Origin of the sequence: Brucella sp. NBRC 12950 (assembly GCF_030268145.1) — a bacterium.
Taxonomy (GTDB): Bacteria; Pseudomonadota; Alphaproteobacteria; order Rhizobiales; family Rhizobiaceae; genus Brucella.
This window is the reverse complement of sequence record NZ_BSQC01000014.1, coordinates 44,950-66,399: the sequence shown is the minus strand read 5'-3', so window position 1 is coordinate 66,399 and position 21,450 is coordinate 44,950. Positions and strand designations below refer to the sequence as shown.

Genomic DNA, 21,450 nt, shown 5'->3' with positions numbered 1-21,450 from the left:
CGCTCCGCCCCAATAGAAGAGATCAGTTCGAGCCGCAATGCCTTACCATTTCACGCGCAGCCCCAGGGTGCCTCCAAGCTTATAGCTATCACCGATGTCCTCTAGGCTCGTTTCAGCGGCAAGCTCGCCGTAGATCGAATACCTGTCGTCGTTCCAGTTATAGGTGCCACCCAGACCGACACCGCCCCAGAACCGGGCATCGCGCTGTTCAAGTGTTTCTCCAGCCCAATTGACACGGGTTTCGCCTAAGAACTCGTTATAGAGATTGACGATACCATAGATGCTGGAACGACGGGTTTTGTCGTCCTTGTCTTTCCAGGTTTCCTGCTGCTCGAGCGCCAGGCCATAGCGTCCGACAAAACTGTCACCACGGTCCATCGATACATTCAGACCCAGTGGATCGGTGAAGCTGTCGAAATCAACATGCGACCAATAGAACTGAGCTTGCGGGATAAGGGTCCAAGCTTCGTTGAGGGCAATACGTTTGCCCGCTTCGATACTCGCCATGTAACCCATGCCGTTGTTGCCATCAACCAGCGTCATACCAAGTGCATTGGAATCGAGATCCATATCAAACCAGGTAGCGGAAGCCTGACCATCAACATACCAGCCGTTTTCACCAAGCCATGTCAGGCTAGCGCCTACACCCCAGCCTGTTGTGCTGAGTTCGCCGGTCGAACCGCCATTGGTGGGACGTCCAAGCCATGAATCCACCCGGCTGCGAACTTGGCCATAGGAGACATTGATCCCGCCAATGAACTTGCCAGCATCACTCTCATAAAGCAGGCCGTCGATGCCGCTCTGCAACTTCCACCAATTGTCGCGGCTATCTTGTGCGGTATGAGAAACGCTAGGCTTGAACCGGCCATAGCCACCTTCCACACGCCCCCACAGACCATTCTGCTCAATGAAAATGTTGTTCTTGCTATCGAGATAGTACTGAGCCTGGTTGGATGTGATCTCACATTTAAAATTCTTTGATGGATCCTTACAAAATACGGTTTCCGCCGGTGCTACAGGATTGTTCCAGTAGCGATTGCCCACACGCTGCTGCATAGTTGAAGGTGCGATGAGATGCTCGAGGTGAGAAGGAATCTTCTCGTAAACAGGTGTTGTCGGGTTCTCAACAGGGTCGCTCGGATCGACTGGAGTAAGCTGAGAACGCAGATACCAGTTACCGTCCGCGGTATCATCGACACCACCAGCATTAACGCCGTTGTGATAGAGCAAGTATGACCACTTGCCGAGCGTGACAGCGGAACGGCCATCAACGGTATAACCATGATCGCCAAGTGCAAAGACGCCATCTTCAGACCGGCTCTTATCACGCACTTCAACCAACATGATGCCGTTGCCAGGCGTCAGGTCGCCGGTACCACCCTTGTTGCCCACGAAGATGCTCGTTGCAGCAGAACCAAGCGCCGTGCCATCAACGATGAGCACATCTGCAAAAGTGTTCGATGCACCTCCGGGTGCGATGCCATCATTGAGTACGGCGTTGGTGAGGAACCTGCCGCCTTGAGACACGAAGACCCCTTCACCTGCCGCACCGCCAACCGTGTCGCTGCCGGTAATGATCAACGTGTTGCCAACTTCCTCTCCACGCAGATCAATTGTGCCTGCATTGTTAAAGGTCTGAAGATTGACAAACTGGCCCTGGGCCACGCCTTCGCGAGTGATTGTGTAAAACGATGGATCCAAAGGTCGGCTGTCGGTGCCGGTCGTTGGCACATAGCTGCCAGTTGTGTCCGTCACGGGTGCATTTTTAACCGCAGCGAGCTGCACGACACCGCTATTAAGGTTGTTGAAGGTAGCCTGCGGTCCGCCGAAATCGGAGACAGAGACCCGTTTGGTATCACGAACGCCGTCACCGTCGGTATCGGAGAAATTGCGGATGTTGAAACTGCCCGCATTATCGAGCGTGTGAGGCGCGCCACCCCAAAGGGTCACAAAGCCATTGATCTCACCATCATTGACGATGTGAACCGAACCCGTCGTGCTTGGGTAGGCAACATCGTAGACAGGAAGATCCGCCTGCCATCCCTCGATGACACCGCTTGTGGTGCATCCGTTGCTGCTCGGGATTGCCCTGGCGGCACCTCCTGAAGGCGACGCTAAGCGCGCAGGTGGCGAAACATACCGGCTGTTACCGCAGGAGATGCCTTGGGTGATTGCTAGATCGCTAAGTGCGCCAATTGTACCCTTATTGTTGAGAACAGCAGATATTCCTTCTGCTCCGGACCACAAGACGACACCAGCTGCCGGCAGGCCACCGCCGACCCCCCCATACGATCCAAAGTATGCTTGAAAACCAGTCTGATTAATCTCTGTATCGCTGAAGCCTGGCGACAGATCACCGGGCGTAGCCGACCAACCACCTTCGATCACGGCATTCTGTGCGACATTGATCTCTACCGATCCATCATAGGATCCGGCGGCAATGCCGACCGAATTCTGCCCCTTTGCTGTAATGTTGGCGTTGGCATTGATGGTGATCGGAGCCGTGACATCTGCTTGAAGCGACACCACACCGCCCGAATTAGCGCCGCTTGCGTTGATTACCCCGTTGAGGTTCATGACTGTTGGCGTATCGAAAACACCGGGAGCGTTGATATGCCATATATTTTCAGTGCTTACCAGTCCCGCATAGACGTAGTGAGCGACGCCAAATGCTGCGTTGCCTGAGGTTTCTATTTGACCAGTCGTGACGGACAAGCTTCCAGCCACATTTTCACCGACATTGCGGTCGCCAAAAATTACAACCCCACCGGAACCGTCGCCCGTGGTCTTGATCTGGCCGGCAGTCGTATCAATGTCAACTATGCCGCCGCCATTCACGACAATTGCTGAAGACAAATCGCCTGTAGTAGAGAGGGCGCCACTGCGCAAGGTCAGATCCGCCGGATCCGTGTAACCTGAGAGGTTAGATCCAGCATCATATATATATCCGATTTCGCCTGTGAACTGGATACCGATCGACTGATCACCTTCAGTCGTGATCTCGCCGGAAGTCGTGTCGATGGCCACGTCTCCAGCAGGGAGGAACTCGCTAGACGGGAAAAAAAACTGACTTTCAGACGTAACGCTGATTGCGTTGGAGCCTTGACCTTTTGTAATGATGTTCCCAGCAGTAAGTCGTGTTGTGCCGCTACTGGCGATGCTGACAGCGTCCGAGACAACGCCAGTGGTTTCAAGCTTGCCTGCTGTAGTATCGACATTCAGTACCGACGTGGCTCGTCCTTGTAGAGCGAGAGCCCTCCCGTAGTAACCTAGGCCGGTCGTAATATCACCAGTGAATACATCGGCTGTTCCCGCCGAGTACACATAAACACCTCCGCTCCCACTACTTACAGTTCCACCTGTGGTATCAAGTAGAAGTTTGGAATACGGAGATTGAGATGCAATGGTAATTGCATGAGCATTAGAGTGGTAAGAATTAATATTTCCGGTGAGAACCCGATTGTCGGTCGCGTCACCTTGATAGAAGATATTTATAGCAGATGATACTTGATTTATATTTATAGTGCCGAGCCTCGTGTCGATATCAAATCGACTTGCATATGATGATGAAACTCCACCCGAAGTTGTGGCATAACCACCTTCGACATTAAGCTCGACTGGGCCTTCAAAAATCACAGTTTGGGCGCCCGCGCCGGTCAATGCAATACCATAATACCCCGGCGTGTCCATTACGACCCCGGCTCCCACTCTCACAGTCTGGTCGACATTGTTCGAATAGATGACGCCTGTAGCATAGGGATTGCCGCCTGGTCCGCAAGTCACATCAGCGCCAACACCGCATTCGTTAGCCGCCTGCGCTGTTGTAGGAAACAACGCGACCCCTGAGATCGACACCATTCCATAAGTTCCAAGCCCAATGAGAGCGGGGAAAAACCCAGGTAATGCACTCTGCCGTCGGGAATGGCGATTTGATTTTTTCATTAATTCCTCCAAGTTTATCAACAGTCAGAGCGGATGCGACCAACTCTGGTCGGACGGTTATTCCAATCGGCACCGGCCAGCGAGTAAAAGACCACTGTTCCGGCGGGAAGGCATGATTATCGAACAGCTGGCAATTTTCCGCGGCGCTATCATTCGCCATGCGTCTGCGACTACGCGGAGCTCGCCTAAAGCATAAGGGGTGGGCACAATCGCCCGGCTCAAATCCGCTGAATGCCCGGGCTTCCCCGTTAATCTGGAAGCAGGTTTGATGCCGTTGGTAACGGGCATAGTACGACGATTAATACAGCAGGTTAAGACAAGGGTAAGGGACCACAACAACCAGCCATCCATCGGCACCTTGATTGCATCACGATCTAAAGAGACTGAAAAATGCATCACCCTCGCAGGACAGCACTTCAATAACAATCCTATAGCAGCCGAAAACTGAGGCGAAAAACTTTGATCGCTACCACTAAAACTGATGGCGCGAACAGCACATTGCTTCTCCTGCAACGCGCAAAGTTTGCGGAAGCTATCTCTGATGAGGGTTTGGATGAGCTTGACAGGATTCTTGGGCCTGAAAAGCGTCTTTCCAGACATAATGTGCACTCTAGCTAATTTAGGAAATAGCTTTACCGCCCCCACCCGTCGCCGAATTTGCGACTGACTGGCTATTGCGGTCCTCAATCTAAACAAGCCCAAAAGGCTTCTGACAACTATTCCTGATTTCAATGGGCTCGATTCCCCTCAAGCACCGGCCGAAATGCAAACAATCCCTACAAGGTTAGGTAGTATTATCGTCTTCTTTCGCAAGGACAATGTCATATAATGTCACTTCCTAACACAACCGCGACGCGAACACGATCGCTTGGATAATTCAACTTCGGAAGTCTGACGCATTCGAGTGAAAAATGGTGTGGCGAAAGCCGGAAAGCACTTGGAGCAATTTTGCGTAAAGTTCATGAAAGAGAGCCACACCTCTCAAAACAGGCATCTACCCGACTGCAGCGACGGACCAAAGTTCGCTGCGAATGTCTTGAAGATTGGGTTTCGATGAAGTGAGAGAGGCCTAGTGCACTTTGCTAACTGCACCCTTCGCCGCAACAAGAGCCTTTACGGATCTTGCAAACTAGGGCCGCGTGCGGCCCGGCCAGTCTCAGGCAGGTCTAGCCTATGACCGAGTTACACTGCTTAGCGGTGCACGGCTTCCCACAGGCTACCCGCGCTTGTTTCGTAATGTTGTTTCGGATTTGCGCACTTCCATCAATCACGTCGTCAATGGAGCTTATTTCCTTGGCTCCGAGGGACAGATGGGACTTGCGTATCCTGACGATACTGCCGATCTTTCAATCAGCCAGGCTCATCTGGTCTTCCAGATCCAGAATGGCCACCACACCATCATTGGCCCTGCTCCGTACGCTCGGAGCAGATTGCAGAATCCCCCATGGTGTTGACGGGAGATCGGGTCCGACACTTGCAAGACAATAGCTTAAACGACGCTGCTAGGTGACGCGAATACCTTGCCTTGTTTCGGATACTCGGCAGCCATCCGCTTTTCAGATTTCCAATCAAGAACATTTTTGATTGCACGAACCCGCAATCTGCCGGCTCATTTCATGACGATATGAGCTTCAAAGAAGCCCTTTCTTCCTGTTATCATTCGTCACGAAGGACGCAGCCGGCATTATCTCATCATAAGCGACAATGATGGCTCCCCCATGCTGCGCCCTGTGAAGCTTTTGGTAACGTCCATCCTTACGAGCGACGAGTTCGGAATGATCGCCTTGTTCGGTAATCTGCCCATCCTCAACCACGACGATGCGGTCGGCATTCGTGATTGTCGCAAGTCGATGTGCAATCACCAACGTGGTGCGGCCTTCGGACAAATCGGCGAGCGATTGTTGAATAGCCCGCTCTGTCTCAGTGTCGAGCGCGGACGTTGCTTCGTCAAGGATCAGGATTGGTGGGTTCTTTAAGAATATGCGGGCGATCGCAATCCGCTGCTTCTGCCCGCCTGACAGCTTCACACCGCGTTCGCCAATGACCGTATCGAGCCCATCAGCAAGCGATGCGATCACACCATCCAGCCTTGCACGCTGGGCCGCATCCATGATCTCTGCCTCAGTCGCATCTAGGCGGCCATAGGCGATGTTCTCGCGAATGGTGCCTGCAAATAGAAACACATCCTGTTGAACGATACCAATATTGGCACGCAGCGAACTAAGCGTCATATCTCGAATGTCTATACCATCGATCTTAATTGCGCCGCCGGTCACCTCATAAAAGCGTGGCAGCAGCGAACAAATGGTCGTTTTACCGGCTCCTGAGGACCCGACGAAAGCTACTGTTTCTCCGGCTTTGATTGCAAGAACGAGTTTGGCAAAGACTGGCTTGCCAGAGGTATATCCGAAATCAACGTCGCAATAGTTGATGTCTCCCTCAAGCCGTTTGACCGACCGCGCATCCGTCTGGTCTGCAATATCCGCTCTGGTGTCGAGAAACTGCGTATAGCGCTGGAAGCCGGCAATCCCGCGGGGATAAGTCTCGATAATCGAATTGATCTTGTCGATGGGGCGGAAGAACACGCCGACCAACAGCAGAAAACCAACAAAGCCACCTGCCGTCAGTTCGCCGCGTACGACGAACCAGGCACCTGCCAACATCACGATCACCTGCACAAAGCGCATGGAGAGGTAGGATAATGACATAGATGCAGCAATCACCTTGTAAGCCTTGAGTTTGGTCAGAAGATAATTGCGGTTATTCTCGGCAAACAGAGCACGCTCATGATCTTCATTGGTAAATGCCTGAACCACGCGGATGCCACCGATGTTTTCTTCTATGCGGGCATTGAACTCACCAACGCGGCTATAGAGCTGATGTGAATTCGCAGTCATGCGCTTGCCGTAAAACGTGGTGAACACAGCCGTGATTGGAACAATTGTCGCGGTGAGCAGTGCAAGTGGTACATGAACCCACATCATCAGCATAAAGGCGCCAATCAGGGTCATCAGCGCGATGAACAAGTCTTCGGGTCCATGATGGGCGATCTCACCAATCTCTTCGAGATCCTTGGTGAGCCTTGCTACGAGATGGCCTGTCTTCTGGTTATCGAAGAATCCGAAGGAGAGCTTCTGCAGATGGTCGAAAGCCTTCCGGCGCATTTCGGTTTCGATCTTGAGGCCGAGCATGTGGCCCCAATAGGTGACGATCACCTGAAGACCCGCATTGATCAGATAGATGAGAAACAGACCAAGCGCGGCGAGTGCAATCATGCCAAACTGGTTCGACGGCAACAGCCGATCGATAAACAGCGTTACAGCAATCGGAAAAGCCAGCTCTAGCAAGCCGGCTACGATCGCACTGGAAAAATCAAGCACGAAAAGGCCACGATGCGGGCGGTAGTAGGCAGTAAAGCGCTTTAACAGGCCAATCACCACAACGCTCCTTTCTCACATAAATGCACGAGTTCAATCGCTCGACACGTACTTCCCGTCGCCTTTTTTGGGCGACCGGCGACATCTTGGAAACCTGATCCCAGATGATGGAAATCCTCAGACTGAAGGCGGGCGAGAGTCCGGTCAAAGCGAGTAATAGTCATTTGCGCGCCTCCTTGACGAGTATCCATAAAAAATATGCGCCACCGACACTCACTGTCATGACACCAACGGGCAGTTGAACACTGAAGGCATGCTGTGTCAGCCAGTCAGCGGAAAGCAACAACAGCCCTCCCATCAGAGCTGATGGTATGAGCGCCACACCAGCCGATCGTGTCAGTCGCCTCGCAATCTGCGGGGCAGCAAGGGAAATGAAAGAGATTGGACCTGCGGCGGCAGTTACGATTGCCGTTAACGCCACACCAAACACGATCAACAAAACACGCGTCATATTGGCATTTACGCCGGAGGCCATCGCAACGTCATCTCCCATCTCGAGCTGGCGCATTGGTCGGGAGAAATGAAGCGTTAGGGGCGTGATGATGCACAACGCAATTGCAACCGGCACAAGCTGCTCGAAGCCAAGTCCATTGAGCGATCCGGCGCCCCAAATTGCCGCCGCAATGGCTACTTGAAGATCCGTCTCACGTATCATCCAGCTATTGAAGGCTGAAAGCATCGCCGCAACACCGATCCCAACTATGATCAGTCGGAAGCCTTGGACACCACGGCGCGAGGCAAGCATATAAACTGCCATGGCAGTAATGATACCGCCGACCAACGCGCCAAGCGCTGTCTCGTAATATCCGCCTGACATGAGAAGGATCGCAACAAGCGCCCCCGTATAGGAACCAGCAGAGAAGCCGATAATGTCCGGACTGCCCAACGGATTACGCGTAAGGCTCTGGAAAATAGCCCCGCTCATGCCGAGCGCACCTCCTAGCAGAAAGGCAAGTATTGCACGCGGCAGGCGCCATTCTAAAACAATCATGCGCACCATATCGTCGCCCTGCCCGACCAGGGCATTGAGGGCGTCAGGCAAGGCTATTGGATATTTACCAGTCAAAAGTGTGGTGAGCGCTATGACTGCAGAGCCCGAGAAAAGCAGCAAAGCCATGATAAGCCTGCGACCGTCGAGCCGGAACGACACCCGACCACGAAGTAAGCGAACCGTAACGGTAGCGCGGTCAAAGGCGATTAGTCGAGCAGGAGTAATACTCATAGCCCGCTCGCTTGTCTGCGCCGTGCCAGAAAAATCAGTACTGGCGCGCCAATGAATGCAGTGACGATGCCGGCCTCCATTTCATTGGGATAAAGGACGAGGCGTCCGACAATGTCAGCCAGCAGTAACAATACCGGCGCGTAGATCATCGTCAGTGGAATAATCAAGCGTTGATCAGGACCAATCAGCCAACGCATGGCATGCGGCACCATCAGACCAATGAAGCCGATCGGGCCGCAGGCAGCCGTTCCAGCACCGGCAAGAAGCGTCACACCTATAACGCTTAAGATTCGTGTGCGCAAAATGTTGGTGCCAAGCGAACGCGCCAGGTCATCGCCGAGCGCCACAGCATTCAACGACCGCGCCGCAATCAAGGCGATCACAAGCCCCAAACCGATAAACGGCGCCACCCAAACAACGACATGCATATCACGCCCGGCAATTGAGCCTATCGCCCATAGCCGCAGGGCATCAAAAGCCTGTGGATCGAGCAATGTAATTGCTGATCCCAAGCCACCCAGAACAGCTGATAATGCAACACCTGCCAGTACCAATCGCACCGGCGTGGCATTTTCGCGTCCTGTAGCACCAATAATATAGACCGCAAATGTTACGACCACAGCACCCAGCAGCGCGAACCAAATATAGGAGTTAATCGAATGAAAGCCGAGTAGTCCCACCGCGAGTGTTACGAAAAATGCGGCTCCCGCATTCACACCCAATATCCCCGGATCAGCCAGCGGATTTCGCGTCGCCGCCTGGATCAAGGCGCCCGAAACGCCAAATGCAGCTCCGCTAAGAAGGCCCAGTAAAGTGCGAGGCAAACGGTAATCAAACAATACAATGCCGTCGAATGACCATGGATCATCGACCAGAAAAAGCCGAAAGATCCTCTCTAGGGAAATAACCCTTGCACCGACAACAAAACTGATTGTCGATACAATTGTTAGCAGGAACAACCCAACCAAAACGGCACTCCAAGCCGATCGCCCGACAGAACCTGGCAGCAAATCAGACATTGAGAGCGCACGCCTCATCCGCGAGACTGACCTTCAATCCAATAGCCAATCGCTTCGATCCGGCTTTTGTCAAAGCCAAGCACATCTCGAAAGTGCTTACGGCTTTGCGAGACCATCTTCGCTTCACCTGCGATATAGATATAACCGTTTCCTTCCGGCAGGGCTTTGATCTCGGCCGCTATACTCGCCAATCGCGAGTGGCCTTTCTCTCCCCCGATTTTATCGCCTCCTACATGCCAAACGAGATCAAGCTCTGCCTGTGTGCGCAAAGATTGCTTGTCGGCATCCGACGGTATCTCGATGTGAAAATATGCTTTGAAGCCAAAGGGTAGCTCCTCCGCAACCCGAGCAACAGCCGGCAGACCGGTAATATCCGTCACCATCAGCACCCAATCTGTTTGTGTGGGGAGACGGAAACGACCCGCAGGGTTGCAAACGCCCACTCTATCCCCGGGGCGGGCTGACTTTGCCCATTCGGTTGCGAGACCATGATCATGGGCAACAATATCAATTGTTATCTCGCAACGAGAACCATCCCAACGACGCACGGTGTAAGGCCGATCCGGGCATGGTTCTGCCCCATCAGGCCATCTCCATTTGCCGTTCTCATCACGGATTTGTAACGAAAGCGGCGTCTGAGAATTCGGTTTGAAAGTCAGCCTCACCCATTCATCAGGACACCCGCTTGGAACGAAGCGCTCCCCGCCATCGACCTTGAAGATAAACCTTTTCATCGATGGCGTAATCTCTTCCAATGACACAACCTCTGCCCAGAAGCAGTCATAGGCATAAGGTAGGGGATCAGACTCGGCTGTTGTTCTGTTTTGAATTGCCACGTGACTGCTCAATATTCTAATCCTTCGGAATTCTTGCGGCATCCGCCAGCCGCGTTGCAAATCTTTGAAATCCATAAGGTATGGACAAAACGCTCAGTGCAGACGTCGCCCAGACTTCAACCGGACTTTCAAGCGCCACATATGCACCTCGTCTCACAGAGCCGAGTGCCTGAAATAGCCTTTGCGCTTCCAGCGATGCACGAGCCTCGCCTCCAAACCATAGGATAAGAATATCCGCATCGACGCTATCGATCGTTTCGAGGCTTACAGCTGTTGAGAACTCTTCGGGATATTTCTTGGCAAGTAGTTCGATACCCGGAGAGAGTTCCAGTCCCATAAGGCGCAAGGCTTTAACCCGCGGATCCGCTGGCAAATAGACGACAAGATTGCTCGAACCGCGAAAGAAGGTTCCAAAAGTAAACGTCTTGCCAGACAACTCGGGATAGGATTTTCCAAGAGCCACAAGATATTCATCCGCGCCTTCTACAAGCTTTTCCGCCTCATAAGGTTTGCCAAGCGCCTCACCAATTATTGTCGTCTGCTCACGCCAGCCCGCACGCCAAGGTCCGGACCGATATGCAACCGTTGGTGCAATCGATGAAAGCCGTTGATACGACATTTGATTGATGCCCGAATATACACCGAGGATCAAATCCGGTTTAAGCGCAGCAATGGCTTCATAATCTATGCCGAAGTCGAGCAGTGCTGGCTTTTGCGTCAGTTTTTCCTCATTCCACGGGAATATGCCGCTCGCAAAAGTCCCATAACGGGGCATTGCCAGCGGCGTTACTCCAAGAGCTAAAAGTGTATCCTCACCACTCCAGCCAATAGTAACAACACGTTCTGGAGAGGTGTTAATTACAGTCGTCCCAAGCGCGTGTTTGACCGCTATAGGAAAATCTGCATCAGCAAAAGCCAAGCTGTGACTTCTCAATACCAGAAGTACCAGACATAGGAGCAATTTCAGTTTCATATCGCTAACGCCAGATTGATCCTGATGCAGCTTGCTGCATCAGGTCACAAGTCAGAATGTGTGCTTAAGATTGAGCCTGAATTCGCGCGGCGCTCCCATCCAATTGTTCAAACCAACTGTCGGATCGATTGACGTGTAATAGCGTTTGTCAAAAAGATTGTTGACGTTGAACTGGATAGCTGTCTTTTCACTGATGTCGTATTTGGCCATTACATCAGCGACGGCGAACGCGCCCTGTACAAGATTTACAGTTTCAGTCCTGGAATAGATCTCGCTCTGCGCACGCACGCCACCCCCGATCGTCAACTTATCGTCGAGCATGGAGTAGGACGTATATAGCTTGAATACATGCGCCGGGGCTTGGGTCGTATTAAAGCGCTGACCTTCCAAGCTTCCTTCCGTATATTTGGAAACCGAGTAGGTGTAGCCTGCCATGATGTTCCAGTGCTGCGTAAGCGCCCCTCGCGCCTCCAACTCGAAGCCTTTGGTTTCGACGCCATCAACGCCTTCATAGCAACTACTTGACAAAGGATTACAATAGGAAACTCCAACAATCCTTTGCCCCACATTGTCCCGTTTGGTCTGAAACACGGCAGCAGTGGTAGAGAGTTGTCCGTTGAAAAATTCCGCTTTGACGCCGGCTTCGAGATTTGTCCCCTCGATTGGCTTGAGAAGACTGCCATCTCGCCCATAGTAGTTTTGCGGCTTGAAAATACCAGTATAGCTCGCATAAGCAGTCAGGTCGGACGTGATGTTATAAACAAGACCGACATAGGGAACGAAGTTAGCATTAGCGCTATAGTCAGAACTCGTTGTCGCGCCACTCGTATAGGAGGTCTGCTCCTTATCCCACTTCCACCATGACACACGGCCACCGGTTATCAGTTTGAGATCATCTGTTAGACTAAATCTCGCCGATGCATACGCGCCAATCTGGTCGGTCCTCTCGTCACTCCCACTGGTCAAAGGAATATCTTCGGGCGCAGGCTCCGCACCAGGATCCCATGTGGTTGGATCCATAATCGAACTTGCGCAATTCGACACACCCACCCAAAGATTGGTTCTTGATGCATTAACACCGAAAACGAAGTCGTGATCTCTACCGAAGATTTCAACCGGGCCCGAGGCATTGACATCGAACGAGTAAACATCATTCGCGTAAGGGAAGCGCCCCGGATAGAACCAAAGGTCGTCGCCAATCCACCAGGTATAACCACCGCGCATGTCAGCTCTTGACCACGCTGCACGCCCGTCGGCTTTCAATGTCCAACCATTGTCAAATCGATGTTCCAGGTCAACAAACAAGGTATTCTGACGACGATACAAATAATCCCAGTCATTCCCGAGGAATGTTGAGGGACTGAAATCGTAGAAAGATCCATCTGGTCGCGCCGGCAAACCACCCCAGTCAAACCCGTCGATTTTCTGGTTCTGATAACTGTAGCCAATGTTTAACGTCGTATCTTCGGTCAGATCGGCGTCAATTGTGCCATAAAACATGCCATCACGATTGGAATAATAGTCTTTGTAGCTGTCACCTGCTCCAAAGGCGCCTACAATACGGGCGCGAACCGTCTTCGTATCGTTGAGCGGGGTAGAGTAATCGATTACAGCTCGTCCGTTACCCCATGAAGAGGCTCTTGTCGTAATCGTTGCCCTAGTCTCGTCAAGAGGGCGTTTACGGATCAGGTTGATCGCACCAGCCGGGTTGCCCGCACCTGTGGTCAGACCAGCGGCCCCCTTTATGACCTCAACCCGATCATACATGTCGAGATCATCCTGGCCATCGCTGTCGCGGGCAAAGTAATGAACGTTGTTTGAGACTCCATCATACTGAATATTATCGATTTCCAAACCGCGCGACCAATATTCATGACGCACACTGGATGCACCGATTTTTGTGGTTACGCCGGGCGTGTCCGCCATGGCCTGATCAAGGGTCTGGTAATCTTTGTCATCAATCATCTTCCGAGTGACAACAGAAACAGATTGCGGCGTCTCACGGATCGACATTGGCAATTTTGTTGCAGTCGACATTGAGCTGGTCGTATAAGAATTGGTACCTTCGGTTGTAGCTCCACCAATCCCTGTAACTGTGATCGTATTCAGAACAGTCGTGCCATCTGCTGACAAGCCGGTGCCAGAAGATGAGGGTTGGGAGATAACGACTGACGACGCATCGGTGAAGGAATAGGTGAGGCCGGTTCCGCGCAGCAGCTGAGCAATCGCCTGCTCTCGGGTTACAGCTTTCTGGATCCCTGGAGATGTCTTTCCTTGAACAATCGAGGCTTCATAGGAAATCTGCGTTCCTGACTGGCTGCCAAAACTCGATAATGCACCGCTTAACGGCCCAGCCTGAACAGAATATGTAACTTGAGCATCGGCTTTAACGGCGGTTGAAACGACAATGATGGGTGCAGTCGTTGCCAAAAGCCCAAGAACGAGCAGCCTTTTGCTCGTAATGCTGAAATTTCTGATCCGAGACTTTTGCCCCATCGCCAACCGCTCCGTTATTCGCACAAAATGGGCTAACTCGCGGATTTTCCGCAGCCCTTAATGTCTATTACGGATAGAGAACGAAATTATTCCGTTTTTTCTCAAGTTTTTTTAAACTGACGAGATAACCGTCACATAAGGAGCAACTTGACGTACTTTGGCGCCAAAAGGACGGACGACAGCTTCGAGCGCACGGATTGGATTGTTGAGATCAAAAACGCCGCTGACAATTTTTGATCCAAGATAGCGATCCGCCACAAAAACTTTGCCTGATTGCCAACGCGCAATTCTGGCAACTAAAGAAGACACAGACTCGTTCTCGGCGACAATCATGCCTTTTCGCCAGACTGCAATCTGCGAAATTTCGCGGCTTCCTCTGTTAAGAACGCGATTATTCGGATCAAAATTAATCCACTCGCCGGCACTCAGCTGCTCCTTGCCGTTCGCGGGAAAGCCCGGGGCCGTGACATCGATAAGCCCCTGATCAACTGACACAGATACGACGTCGGCATCATTGGAGAAATCAAATGCGGCCGCTTGTGTTCTGGCCTTAAACGACCCGCTTTCCACGGTGAATGGACGTGCACTATCTGAGGCCACTTCAAAATATGCCATTCCGGCAAGCAAGCTTATCTCGCGCAGTCTATCTGTAAATCCGATCCCGATTGCACTGTCAGGCCCAAGCGTCACGACACTTCCGTCAGAAAGCGGAATGCTTTTGATTTCACCGACTTTGGTCAAATGATCTGCCTTCGCCTTGATGATCAGATCTGGCAACATCAACGAACCCACGCCAGCTGCGGTGAGTACCGCCACACCGCCGACGATAAAATTTCGCCTGCTGGGACCAGTAGTGGCCTTTTTACGATCACTGAGAATCTTACCGGCCATACCGTGAATGGTGGCGACACGCCGCCAAGCGGCTTCGTGAGCGGGGCTGCGGCTTATCCAATTGCGAACCATTTCGACGGAAACGGGGTTGGCAGCATCGTTCTGCAAGCGAATAGCCAAATCTGCCGCTTCACGAAACAATCTGCGTTCTTCCGACACGTCGTTCATTCAACATCCAAAATGGGATTAATTAAAAACCGCTGCTATCGATTTATCCCTATACGCACACTGTTCCGGTGAGAAGATATTTTTATGATCTGGTTAAAACCCATTGAGACGATCTTCCAGATGCTCATAAGCGTCTCTGATCAAAACCCATGTCCTTGTCGTCGACATTTCAAGCTGTTTTGCAACTTCGGCAATCGTTAAACCACCCATTCGGTGAAGTTCAAAAGCTTCACGAATACGCCGCGGCAACTCGGCAAGCGCATCCTCGACGCACTTGAGCTTCTGACGATCATAGACAACAGTTTCAGCAGACGGTGTAGGATCTGCTATTGCCGAAAAGTCATCGTCGGAAAGATGAACACGAACCAATACGCGCTCATGCCGCACTTGATCGACACTTAAATTTCCGGCGATGCGATAAAGGTACGCTTTCGGGTTATGTTTGGGCGCTGCATCAGACGGTCGAGACGCCAACACTTTTACAAACGTGTCTTGCGTAAGATCAGCAGCAGTTTCCGGGTCGAGGCCTCTTCTGCGCAAAGAACGCGCAATTCCACTTGCGTGTCGCCGAAATAGCTCCTGTATATCCCAGCTCACGCAGAAAGCCTTTCAAATACGTGCGGGGAAAATTCATGCTCACCTGCTGAGATTGCACGCATCCGCATGCAAGCCTTTCGAGCGCTCATCAGCTTTTTGGGTATGGTCAAAACGAATTTTCCGAAACAAGACTCTGTTAGTCATGTTTAATCTGAAGCAGAATTAACTTGCAAGCATTTTGATAAATCAGGGGTGAACCATTAAATGAAGGGGTGGATTCTGCACAAGATAGACGTTGAAAAGACGAAGCGAAACTAGCTGGTCGGAGGCGGGAAGAAATATCCTGAAGATCACTTTTATCGGCAAGTAATTGAAAATCTGCCGCAAGGCCTTGATCACGGCTCAAAACATCTCGGTCGATGGCGACCGTGACGAGCTGGTCGATGGCGCGGCAAAATGCGCGCCATGAATGTCACTCTTTCATGCAACCTGTGTCGTGATTGATGATCAGCGGCTGCCGCGAAGCAGTAAATGGGAACTCGGAATAGCGGGGCACTTCTAAGTTCTTCAGGACAGGGATTACCAGCTTTTTTGAAGGAGGTCGCCAGATGCCGCGCAAGCAAAGAACCCTGCTGTGGGCCCGTATGCGTGAGTCGTTGCCAGAGCTACGGCAGGTCGAGCACCCACTTCAGGCGAATGCCCAGCTCCGTTTCCTGTCATGTCTGTCGAGGTTAAGCCGGGATCGACTGCGTTTACCTTGATCCCTTCCCGATCCAGCTCTTTCGCGAGCTTGACGGTCAACATATTCAATGCCGTCTTGGATGCGCAGTATCCGCCAAAACCAACCGTCCATGTTTCACTTCGCATGTCGAGAGCATCCGTCAACGAACTAAGGCCACTGCTCATCATCACGATCCGAGCTGCCTTGGATTTTCGCAACAAGGGCAAGAAGGCTTGAGTGACACGCATCACCCCGAATACGTTCGTGTCGAACATTCGCTGCATCTCATCAATTGACTCCTCAGCAAGTGAAGGTGGTTGGCCAAACATAAGTCCGGCGTTGTTTACCAATACGTCCAGATGACCTACCGCGCTCTCGACAGTTTTGACGGCTTCGGAAACGCTTTCAGCGTCAGTAACATCAAGTTGGACTGGACGAGCATCGATCCCGTCACCAAGCAGTTCGCGCGCTGCAATCTGACCGCGTGAAATGTCCCGACAACCCAGCCAAACGGTGTGTCCAGCTTTACCCAGCTGCCACGCGATGGCATGGCCGATACCCTTGTTTGCTCCGGTGATGAGAGCGGTGAGCGAGTTGTGAGTCATCAAAGTGTCCCTGGTCATTTCTATGGCAGAGACATACTACGAATTTCGTATTATTCAAGTATCGTATTTAGCAATTTGCTGCGTCAGCCGTAAGAACTCGGCCTGGTCAGCGGGATCGAGCGCTTGAAGCATTGCTTTGCAAGAGGCCCGATATCCATCAATATAGCCTGTAACTGCTTGCTTTCCTTTTTCGGTGATAGACAGGGCGACCGACCTGCGATTCGTTTCGGGGCGCTGTCGTTCAATCATTTCCCGGCGTACCAGCCTGTCAGCCGAAGACGACATTGTCGTCAGTGCTACCTGAAGGTGGCGCGCGACATCTCCCAGGTTACAAGCGGGATGTTCATCTATGAAAAGGAGCGCCTGAATGTCGAGGGCGTTGAGCGAGTTCTGCATCGCTGCCGCTGCCTCCAAGACCTTGAAACGACGGGTGAAGCGCTCAAAGGCAATGGCGAGTAATTCGATTTGGTCAGATGTAGGTTGGGTCATTTCTGCTATTAAGCATTTTCGCTCGTTGGATGTAAGTCATAGACGTCGGAGCATGCACGCCTTGAAAGCGCGACCGTCACGTTGCCAAAACGCCGAAAAACAAAGTTTTTTATTCTTACCGTAGGCGTCTACCAGAAAATGCGCGCGGCAAACGCCAGGTTCTCCTTAATAAGCTGGGCTGTGGTTCCGGCGCGGTCGCCACGTCATGGTGTTTCCTCTTTCGGACATTTAATTCAAAGTTAGCCAGAAATTCCATTCAATCCTTGCTGCTTCGACTTCCCGCGCCACTTCTCTTTCACGACCCAAAAATCTTTAAATACGGGTCATAAGCCTGAACTGCCGCCGATGTGATTGATGGCCAATTAAAACGATCGGCGCCTAAAACGGCATTATAGCTCGACCTGGATGGTGCACTTGGGATAGCTTCTGCAAAAAATGCGAACTTCCAAATTCAGAAAGCACAAGGATGGACATCGATCTGCTTGAAGATTTCATAACCTTGGCTGATGAGTTGAACTTCTCAGCTGCAGCGACACGGCGCAATGTTACGCAGCCAGCCTTCAGCAGACGGATAAAAATGCTCGAGCAATGGCTTGGAGCACCTTTGCTGAGAAGGACTAGCCGTTCTGTTGCGCTTACCAATGCTGGTCGCATTTTCTATTTACGTGCCAGCGTGATCATCCGCGATATCAAACGTGCCCGCGAGGAAACGCGCGAAGCGGCTGGCAAGGCAGAGCGAAACTTATCGATCGCCTCCACTCACGCACTTTCATTTACATTCGTGCCACGATGGATGCTGCAAACCATTGGCCATTCCAGCATCAGCTCTGCAAGCCTGATCACCGACAGTTATGCCGAATGTGAAGCGTTACTATTGAGCGGAGACGCAGTTTTCCTGATCTGCCATCGCCGTCCCGAAACAAAAAACAAGCTGACGACCCGCCAGTTTATGTCCCAGACAATCAGCCAGGATGTGCTTGTCCCTCTCTCGGCTCCTGGTGAAAATGGTGAACCGCGATGGAGCCTCGATCAGGCAACGGCAGACAGACCGATACCACAACTGAGCTATGCTTCGGCCTCTGGCCTTGGTCGTATTCTGGAAGAATACTGGTCGGAAAACAGATCGCGACCGGCACTTCAGACCCAGTTTAGCTCTGACCTTGCTGCGACCTTGCTTGAGATGGTCAAGGAGGGCCAGGGTGTCGCATGGGTGCCACTTTCATTGGCGGAACGTGATATAAAAGCCGGTCAACTGGCACGCGCTGGCGGCCATGAATTCGACATTCCGGTGGACATTACACTTATCCGCCCGACCACACGTCTCAGCCTTCATGCAGAGCAGTTCTGGCAAAAGGCAGTAAACGCCCACTCGAAGGTCTGAGACGGATATCGCAAATCTATCTATGCAAGATTGGCATTGATCAAGTGATAGTTGGCATTGGTCATTTTCAGTTATCCGACGTTATGAATTTCCTCACATGAGAGACGTGCTGCCGGGAGGGCGAAGGTAGCAGCTCTTCTTTATTGGGAGGAAATAATGAGAAGACTGTTAAGTCAGCTCTATATCCAGGTTTTGATTGGAATTGTCATTGGCGGCCTGATTGGCTTCTTCTGGCCTGACATTGCGACCTCACTGCAACCATTTGCAACCGGCTTTATCAAACTCATCAAGATGCTGCTCGCACCGATCATTTTCGGAACTGTGGTCTTGGGTATCGCGAAAATGGGCAATGTCCACGAAGTGGGGCGCATTGGAACCGTTGCGCTCATCTATTTCGAGATCGCATCCACGATTGCTCTGGTACTTGGCTTGATTGTGGTTAATCTGATGCAACCAGGTGCTGGCATGAACATTGATGCCAGTCAGATCGATACATCATCAATTGCCGGGTATCAAAAGACTGCTGCCGAACACGGCGGCGTCATTGATTTCTTTCTGGATATCATTCCACAAACCATTGTCGGTGCATTTGCTTCCGGCGCAATGTTGCAAGTCATTCTGATCGCGCTTCTGTTTGGGGTCGCCCTGGTACAGATCGGCGAGCGAGCGAAACCTTTCGTCGATGTGATCGATGTGTCGCTGCAGGCGCTTTTCCGTATCGTTGGAATGGTCATGAAGCTCGCGCCGTTGGGCGCTGGCGCTGGCGTTGCTTATACAATTGGCAAACACGGTATTGGGACAATTTGGTCACTCGGCCACCTGATGCTCGCGGTATATCTGACATCCATCCTTTTTGTAGTTCTCGTCATCGGAACCGTGGCACGATGGTCAGGCTTTCCGCTTCTTCAGTTCTTCCGATACTTCAAAGATGAGATCTTCATCACCCTGGCCACCTGCTCCACCGAAGCGGTACTGCCACGCATGATGGCCAAGCTGGAACGCCTTGGTGTCAGCAAACCCGTCGTCGGGTTGGTGCTGCCAACAGGCTATGCCTTCAACGCTGATGGCACCTGTATTTATCTGACAATGGCCGCAATTTTTATCGCGCAGGCCACCAATACCGATCTTAGCCTCTGGGGTCAGCTGGGTATCCTGGGCGTCTTGTTGCTCACGTCCAAAGGATCAGCAGGCGTCGCCGGAGCAGGCTTTGTCACTCTCGCCGCAACCCTCTCCACCTTTCACACCGTACCCGTAGCTGGCTTGGTCCTGCTATTGGGCGTGGATCGCTTCATGAACGAAGCACGCGCTGTCGTGAACCTGATCGGAAATGGCGTTGCAACGATTGCGGTCGCCAAATGGGAAGGCGAGCTGGATATGAACACTGTACGTCAGGTCATCGCCGAACAAAAAGGCCAAACGCCGCGGAAAATTACCGCTCAAGCTGTGCCAGAAGCCACTCATCAGCACGCCTAGCATGAAGAATTCAGTAGAATAGGAGACACATATCATGCGCATCATTGAAGTCCGTGAAGTGACCAAACCGATCTCTTCGCCGATCCGTAACGCGTATATCGACTTCAGCAAAATGACGGCAAGCCTCGTGGCAGTCGTTACTGATGTGGTCCGTGATGGCCGCCGGGTTGTGGGTTATGGATTTAACTCGAATGGTCGATATGGACAGGGCGGCCTCATCCGTGAACGTTTCCGGGATCGTATCCTGCAGGCAGATCCTGAAAGCCTGTTCAACGAAGCCGGAGATAATCTCGACCCGCATAAAATCTGGGCCGCAATGATGGCCAATGAAAAGCCTGGTGGGCATGGCGAACGCTCGGTTGCAGTTGGTACAATTGACATGGCCGTGTGGGATGCAGTCGCAAAGATTGCTGGAAAGCCGCTTTTCCGCCTTCTCGCAGAAACCAAGGGTGTGGAGGCGGACCCGCGTGTCTTCGTTTATGCGGCTGGCGGATATTATTATCCGGGCAAAGACGATTCCGCACTGCGCAAGGAAATGCGCAGCTATCTTGACCGCGGATATAATGTCGTCAAAATGAAAATTGGCGGTGCATCCATCGACGAAGACAAGCGCCGTATCGAAGCCGTTCTTGAAGAAGTCGGAACAGAAGCCCGGCTGGCCGTTGATGCGAATGGTCGTTTCGATCTGGAAACCGGCATAGCCTACGCAAAAATGCTGCGTGAATACCCGCTGTTCTGGTACGAAGAAGTAGGTGATCCGCTCGATTACCAGCTTCAGGCCGCTCTCTCCGAATTCTATCCCGGTGCGATGGCAACAGGTGAAAACCTGTTCTCACATCAGGATGCGCGGAACCTCATCCGCTACGGCGGTATGCGCCCGGATCGGGACTGGCTACAGTTTGACTGCGCACTTTCTTATGGCCTTGTCGAATATCTTCGAACGCTTGATGTGCTCGATCAACTGGGCTGGTCGCCTTCTCGCTGCATCCCTCATGGTGGCCATCAGATGTCCCTGAACATTGCAGCTGGGCTGGGACTTGGCGGTAATGAGAGCTATCCGGACCTCTTCCAGCCTTATGGCGGTTTCCCGGATGGTGTGAAGGTCGAAGATGGCCACATCGTCATGCCTGACCTTCCAGGCATCGGCTTTGAAGGAAAAACAGATCTGATCAAGGTCATGCGAGAACTAGCGGAATAAGCCTGAGTGGCGGGGTTTTGCCCCGCCTTTTTTGTTGGGCACTCTCAAACACTCACGGGAAA

General features: G+C 52.1%; 14 protein-coding genes. 3 read left to right on the top strand and 11 right to left on the bottom strand.

Annotated elements, in window-relative coordinates:
- Positions 1-42: 42 nt before the first annotated feature.
- The 11 genes from QSJ70_RS21350 to QSJ70_RS21300 all read right to left on the bottom strand — a co-directional run bounded on the left by QSJ70_RS21350 (position 43) and on the right by QSJ70_RS21300 (position 17,336).
- Positions 43-3,942, bottom strand: coding sequence for an autotransporter outer membrane beta-barrel domain-containing protein (locus QSJ70_RS21350; RefSeq protein ID WP_285539419.1), 3,900 nt, complete (start codon positions 3,940-3,942; stop codon positions 43-45).
- 1,631 nt (positions 3,943-5,573) lie between these two features.
- Positions 5,574-7,379, bottom strand: coding sequence for an ABC transporter ATP-binding protein (locus QSJ70_RS21345; RefSeq protein ID WP_285539417.1), 1,806 nt, complete (start codon positions 7,377-7,379; stop codon positions 5,574-5,576).
- 160 nt (positions 7,380-7,539) lie between these two features.
- A complete protein-coding gene (locus QSJ70_RS21340) occupies positions 7,540-8,601 on the bottom strand; it encodes a FecCD family ABC transporter permease (RefSeq protein WP_285539415.1) in 1,062 nt (353 codons plus the stop codon).
- Positions 8,598-9,620 carry an iron chelate uptake ABC transporter family permease subunit gene (locus tag QSJ70_RS21335; protein WP_285539413.1) on the bottom strand — a complete coding sequence of 341 codons (1,023 nt, stop codon included), beginning with the start codon at positions 9,618-9,620 and terminating at the stop codon, positions 8,598-8,600. The genes QSJ70_RS21340 and QSJ70_RS21335 overlap by 4 nt, the downstream gene beginning before the upstream one ends.
- A gap of 14 nt (positions 9,621-9,634) precedes the next feature.
- Complete coding sequence (locus tag QSJ70_RS21330) at positions 9,635-10,381, bottom strand: siderophore-interacting protein (RefSeq protein WP_285539571.1); 747 nt, start codon at positions 10,379-10,381, stop codon at positions 9,635-9,637.
- A gap of 91 nt (positions 10,382-10,472) precedes the next feature.
- A complete protein-coding gene (locus QSJ70_RS21325; protein ID WP_285539412.1) occupies positions 10,473-11,429 on the bottom strand; it encodes an iron-siderophore ABC transporter substrate-binding protein in 957 nt (318 codons plus the stop codon).
- Positions 11,430-11,480: 51 nt separating this feature from the next.
- A complete protein-coding gene (locus QSJ70_RS21320; RefSeq protein ID WP_285539410.1) occupies positions 11,481-13,925 on the bottom strand; it encodes a TonB-dependent siderophore receptor in 2,445 nt (814 codons plus the stop codon).
- A 111-nt stretch (positions 13,926-14,036) separates the two neighbouring features.
- Positions 14,037-14,984 carry a FecR family protein gene (locus tag QSJ70_RS21315; protein WP_285539408.1) on the bottom strand — a complete coding sequence of 316 codons (948 nt, stop codon included), beginning with the start codon at positions 14,982-14,984 and terminating at the stop codon, positions 14,037-14,039.
- Between the two features lie 93 nt (positions 14,985-15,077).
- Positions 15,078-15,581, bottom strand: coding sequence for an RNA polymerase sigma factor (locus tag QSJ70_RS21310; protein ID WP_285539406.1), 504 nt, complete (start codon positions 15,579-15,581; stop codon positions 15,078-15,080).
- Positions 15,582-16,100: 519 nt separating this feature from the next.
- Positions 16,101-16,847, bottom strand: a complete 747-nt coding sequence (locus tag QSJ70_RS21305) for an SDR family oxidoreductase (protein WP_285539404.1) — start codon at positions 16,845-16,847, stop codon at positions 16,101-16,103.
- A 54-nt stretch (positions 16,848-16,901) separates the two neighbouring features.
- Positions 16,902-17,336, bottom strand: coding sequence for a MarR family winged helix-turn-helix transcriptional regulator (locus tag QSJ70_RS21300; protein ID WP_285539402.1), 435 nt, complete (start codon positions 17,334-17,336; stop codon positions 16,902-16,904).
- 466 nt (positions 17,337-17,802) lie between these two features.
- Here QSJ70_RS21300 and QSJ70_RS21295 point away from each other — a divergent pair, with 466 nt between their 5' ends.
- The 3 genes from QSJ70_RS21295 to QSJ70_RS21285 all read left to right on the top strand — a co-directional run bounded on the left by QSJ70_RS21295 (position 17,803) and on the right by QSJ70_RS21285 (position 21,388).
- Positions 17,803-18,717 (top strand): LysR family transcriptional regulator, encoded by a 915-nt coding sequence (locus tag QSJ70_RS21295; RefSeq protein ID WP_285539400.1) that lies wholly within the window; start codon positions 17,803-17,805, stop codon positions 18,715-18,717.
- Positions 18,718-18,873: 156 nt separating this feature from the next.
- Positions 18,874-20,190, top strand: a complete 1,317-nt coding sequence (dctA, locus tag QSJ70_RS21290; protein WP_285539398.1) for a C4-dicarboxylate transporter DctA — start codon at positions 18,874-18,876, stop codon at positions 20,188-20,190.
- A 34-nt stretch (positions 20,191-20,224) separates the two neighbouring features.
- Positions 20,225-21,388: a mandelate racemase/muconate lactonizing enzyme family protein gene (locus QSJ70_RS21285; protein WP_285539396.1), complete on the top strand. Its 1,164-nt coding sequence runs from the start codon at positions 20,225-20,227 to the stop codon at positions 21,386-21,388.
- Positions 21,389-21,450: the final 62 nt, after the last annotated feature.

Coding starts and splice junctions, on each gene's coding strand:
- QSJ70_RS21350 (WP_285539419.1), bottom strand. CDS start 3,942: ATGAAAAAATCAAATCGCCATTCCCGACGGCAGAGTGCATTACCTGGG.
- QSJ70_RS21340 (WP_285539415.1), bottom strand. CDS start 8,601: ATGAGTATTACTCCTGCTCGACTAATCGCCTTTGACCGCGCTACCGTT.
- QSJ70_RS21335 (WP_285539413.1), bottom strand. CDS start 9,620: ATGTCTGATTTGCTGCCAGGTTCTGTCGGGCGATCGGCTTGGAGTGCC.
- QSJ70_RS21325 (WP_285539412.1), bottom strand. CDS start 11,429: ATGAAACTGAAATTGCTCCTATGTCTGGTACTTCTGGTATTGAGAAGT.
- QSJ70_RS21320 (WP_285539410.1), bottom strand. CDS start 13,925: ATGGGGCAAAAGTCTCGGATCAGAAATTTCAGCATTACGAGCAAAAGG.
- QSJ70_RS21315 (WP_285539408.1), bottom strand. CDS start 14,984: ATGAACGACGTGTCGGAAGAACGCAGATTGTTTCGTGAAGCGGCAGAT.
- QSJ70_RS21305 (WP_285539404.1), bottom strand. CDS start 16,847: ATGACTCACAACTCGCTCACCGCTCTCATCACCGGAGCAAACAAGGGT.
- QSJ70_RS21300 (WP_285539402.1), bottom strand. CDS start 17,336: ATGACCCAACCTACATCTGACCAAATCGAATTACTCGCCATTGCCTTT.
- QSJ70_RS21295 (WP_285539400.1), top strand. CDS start 17,803: ATGGACATCGATCTGCTTGAAGATTTCATAACCTTGGCTGATGAGTTG.
- dctA (WP_285539398.1), top strand. CDS start 18,874: ATGAGAAGACTGTTAAGTCAGCTCTATATCCAGGTTTTGATTGGAATT.
- QSJ70_RS21285 (WP_285539396.1), top strand. CDS start 20,225: ATGCGCATCATTGAAGTCCGTGAAGTGACCAAACCGATCTCTTCGCCG.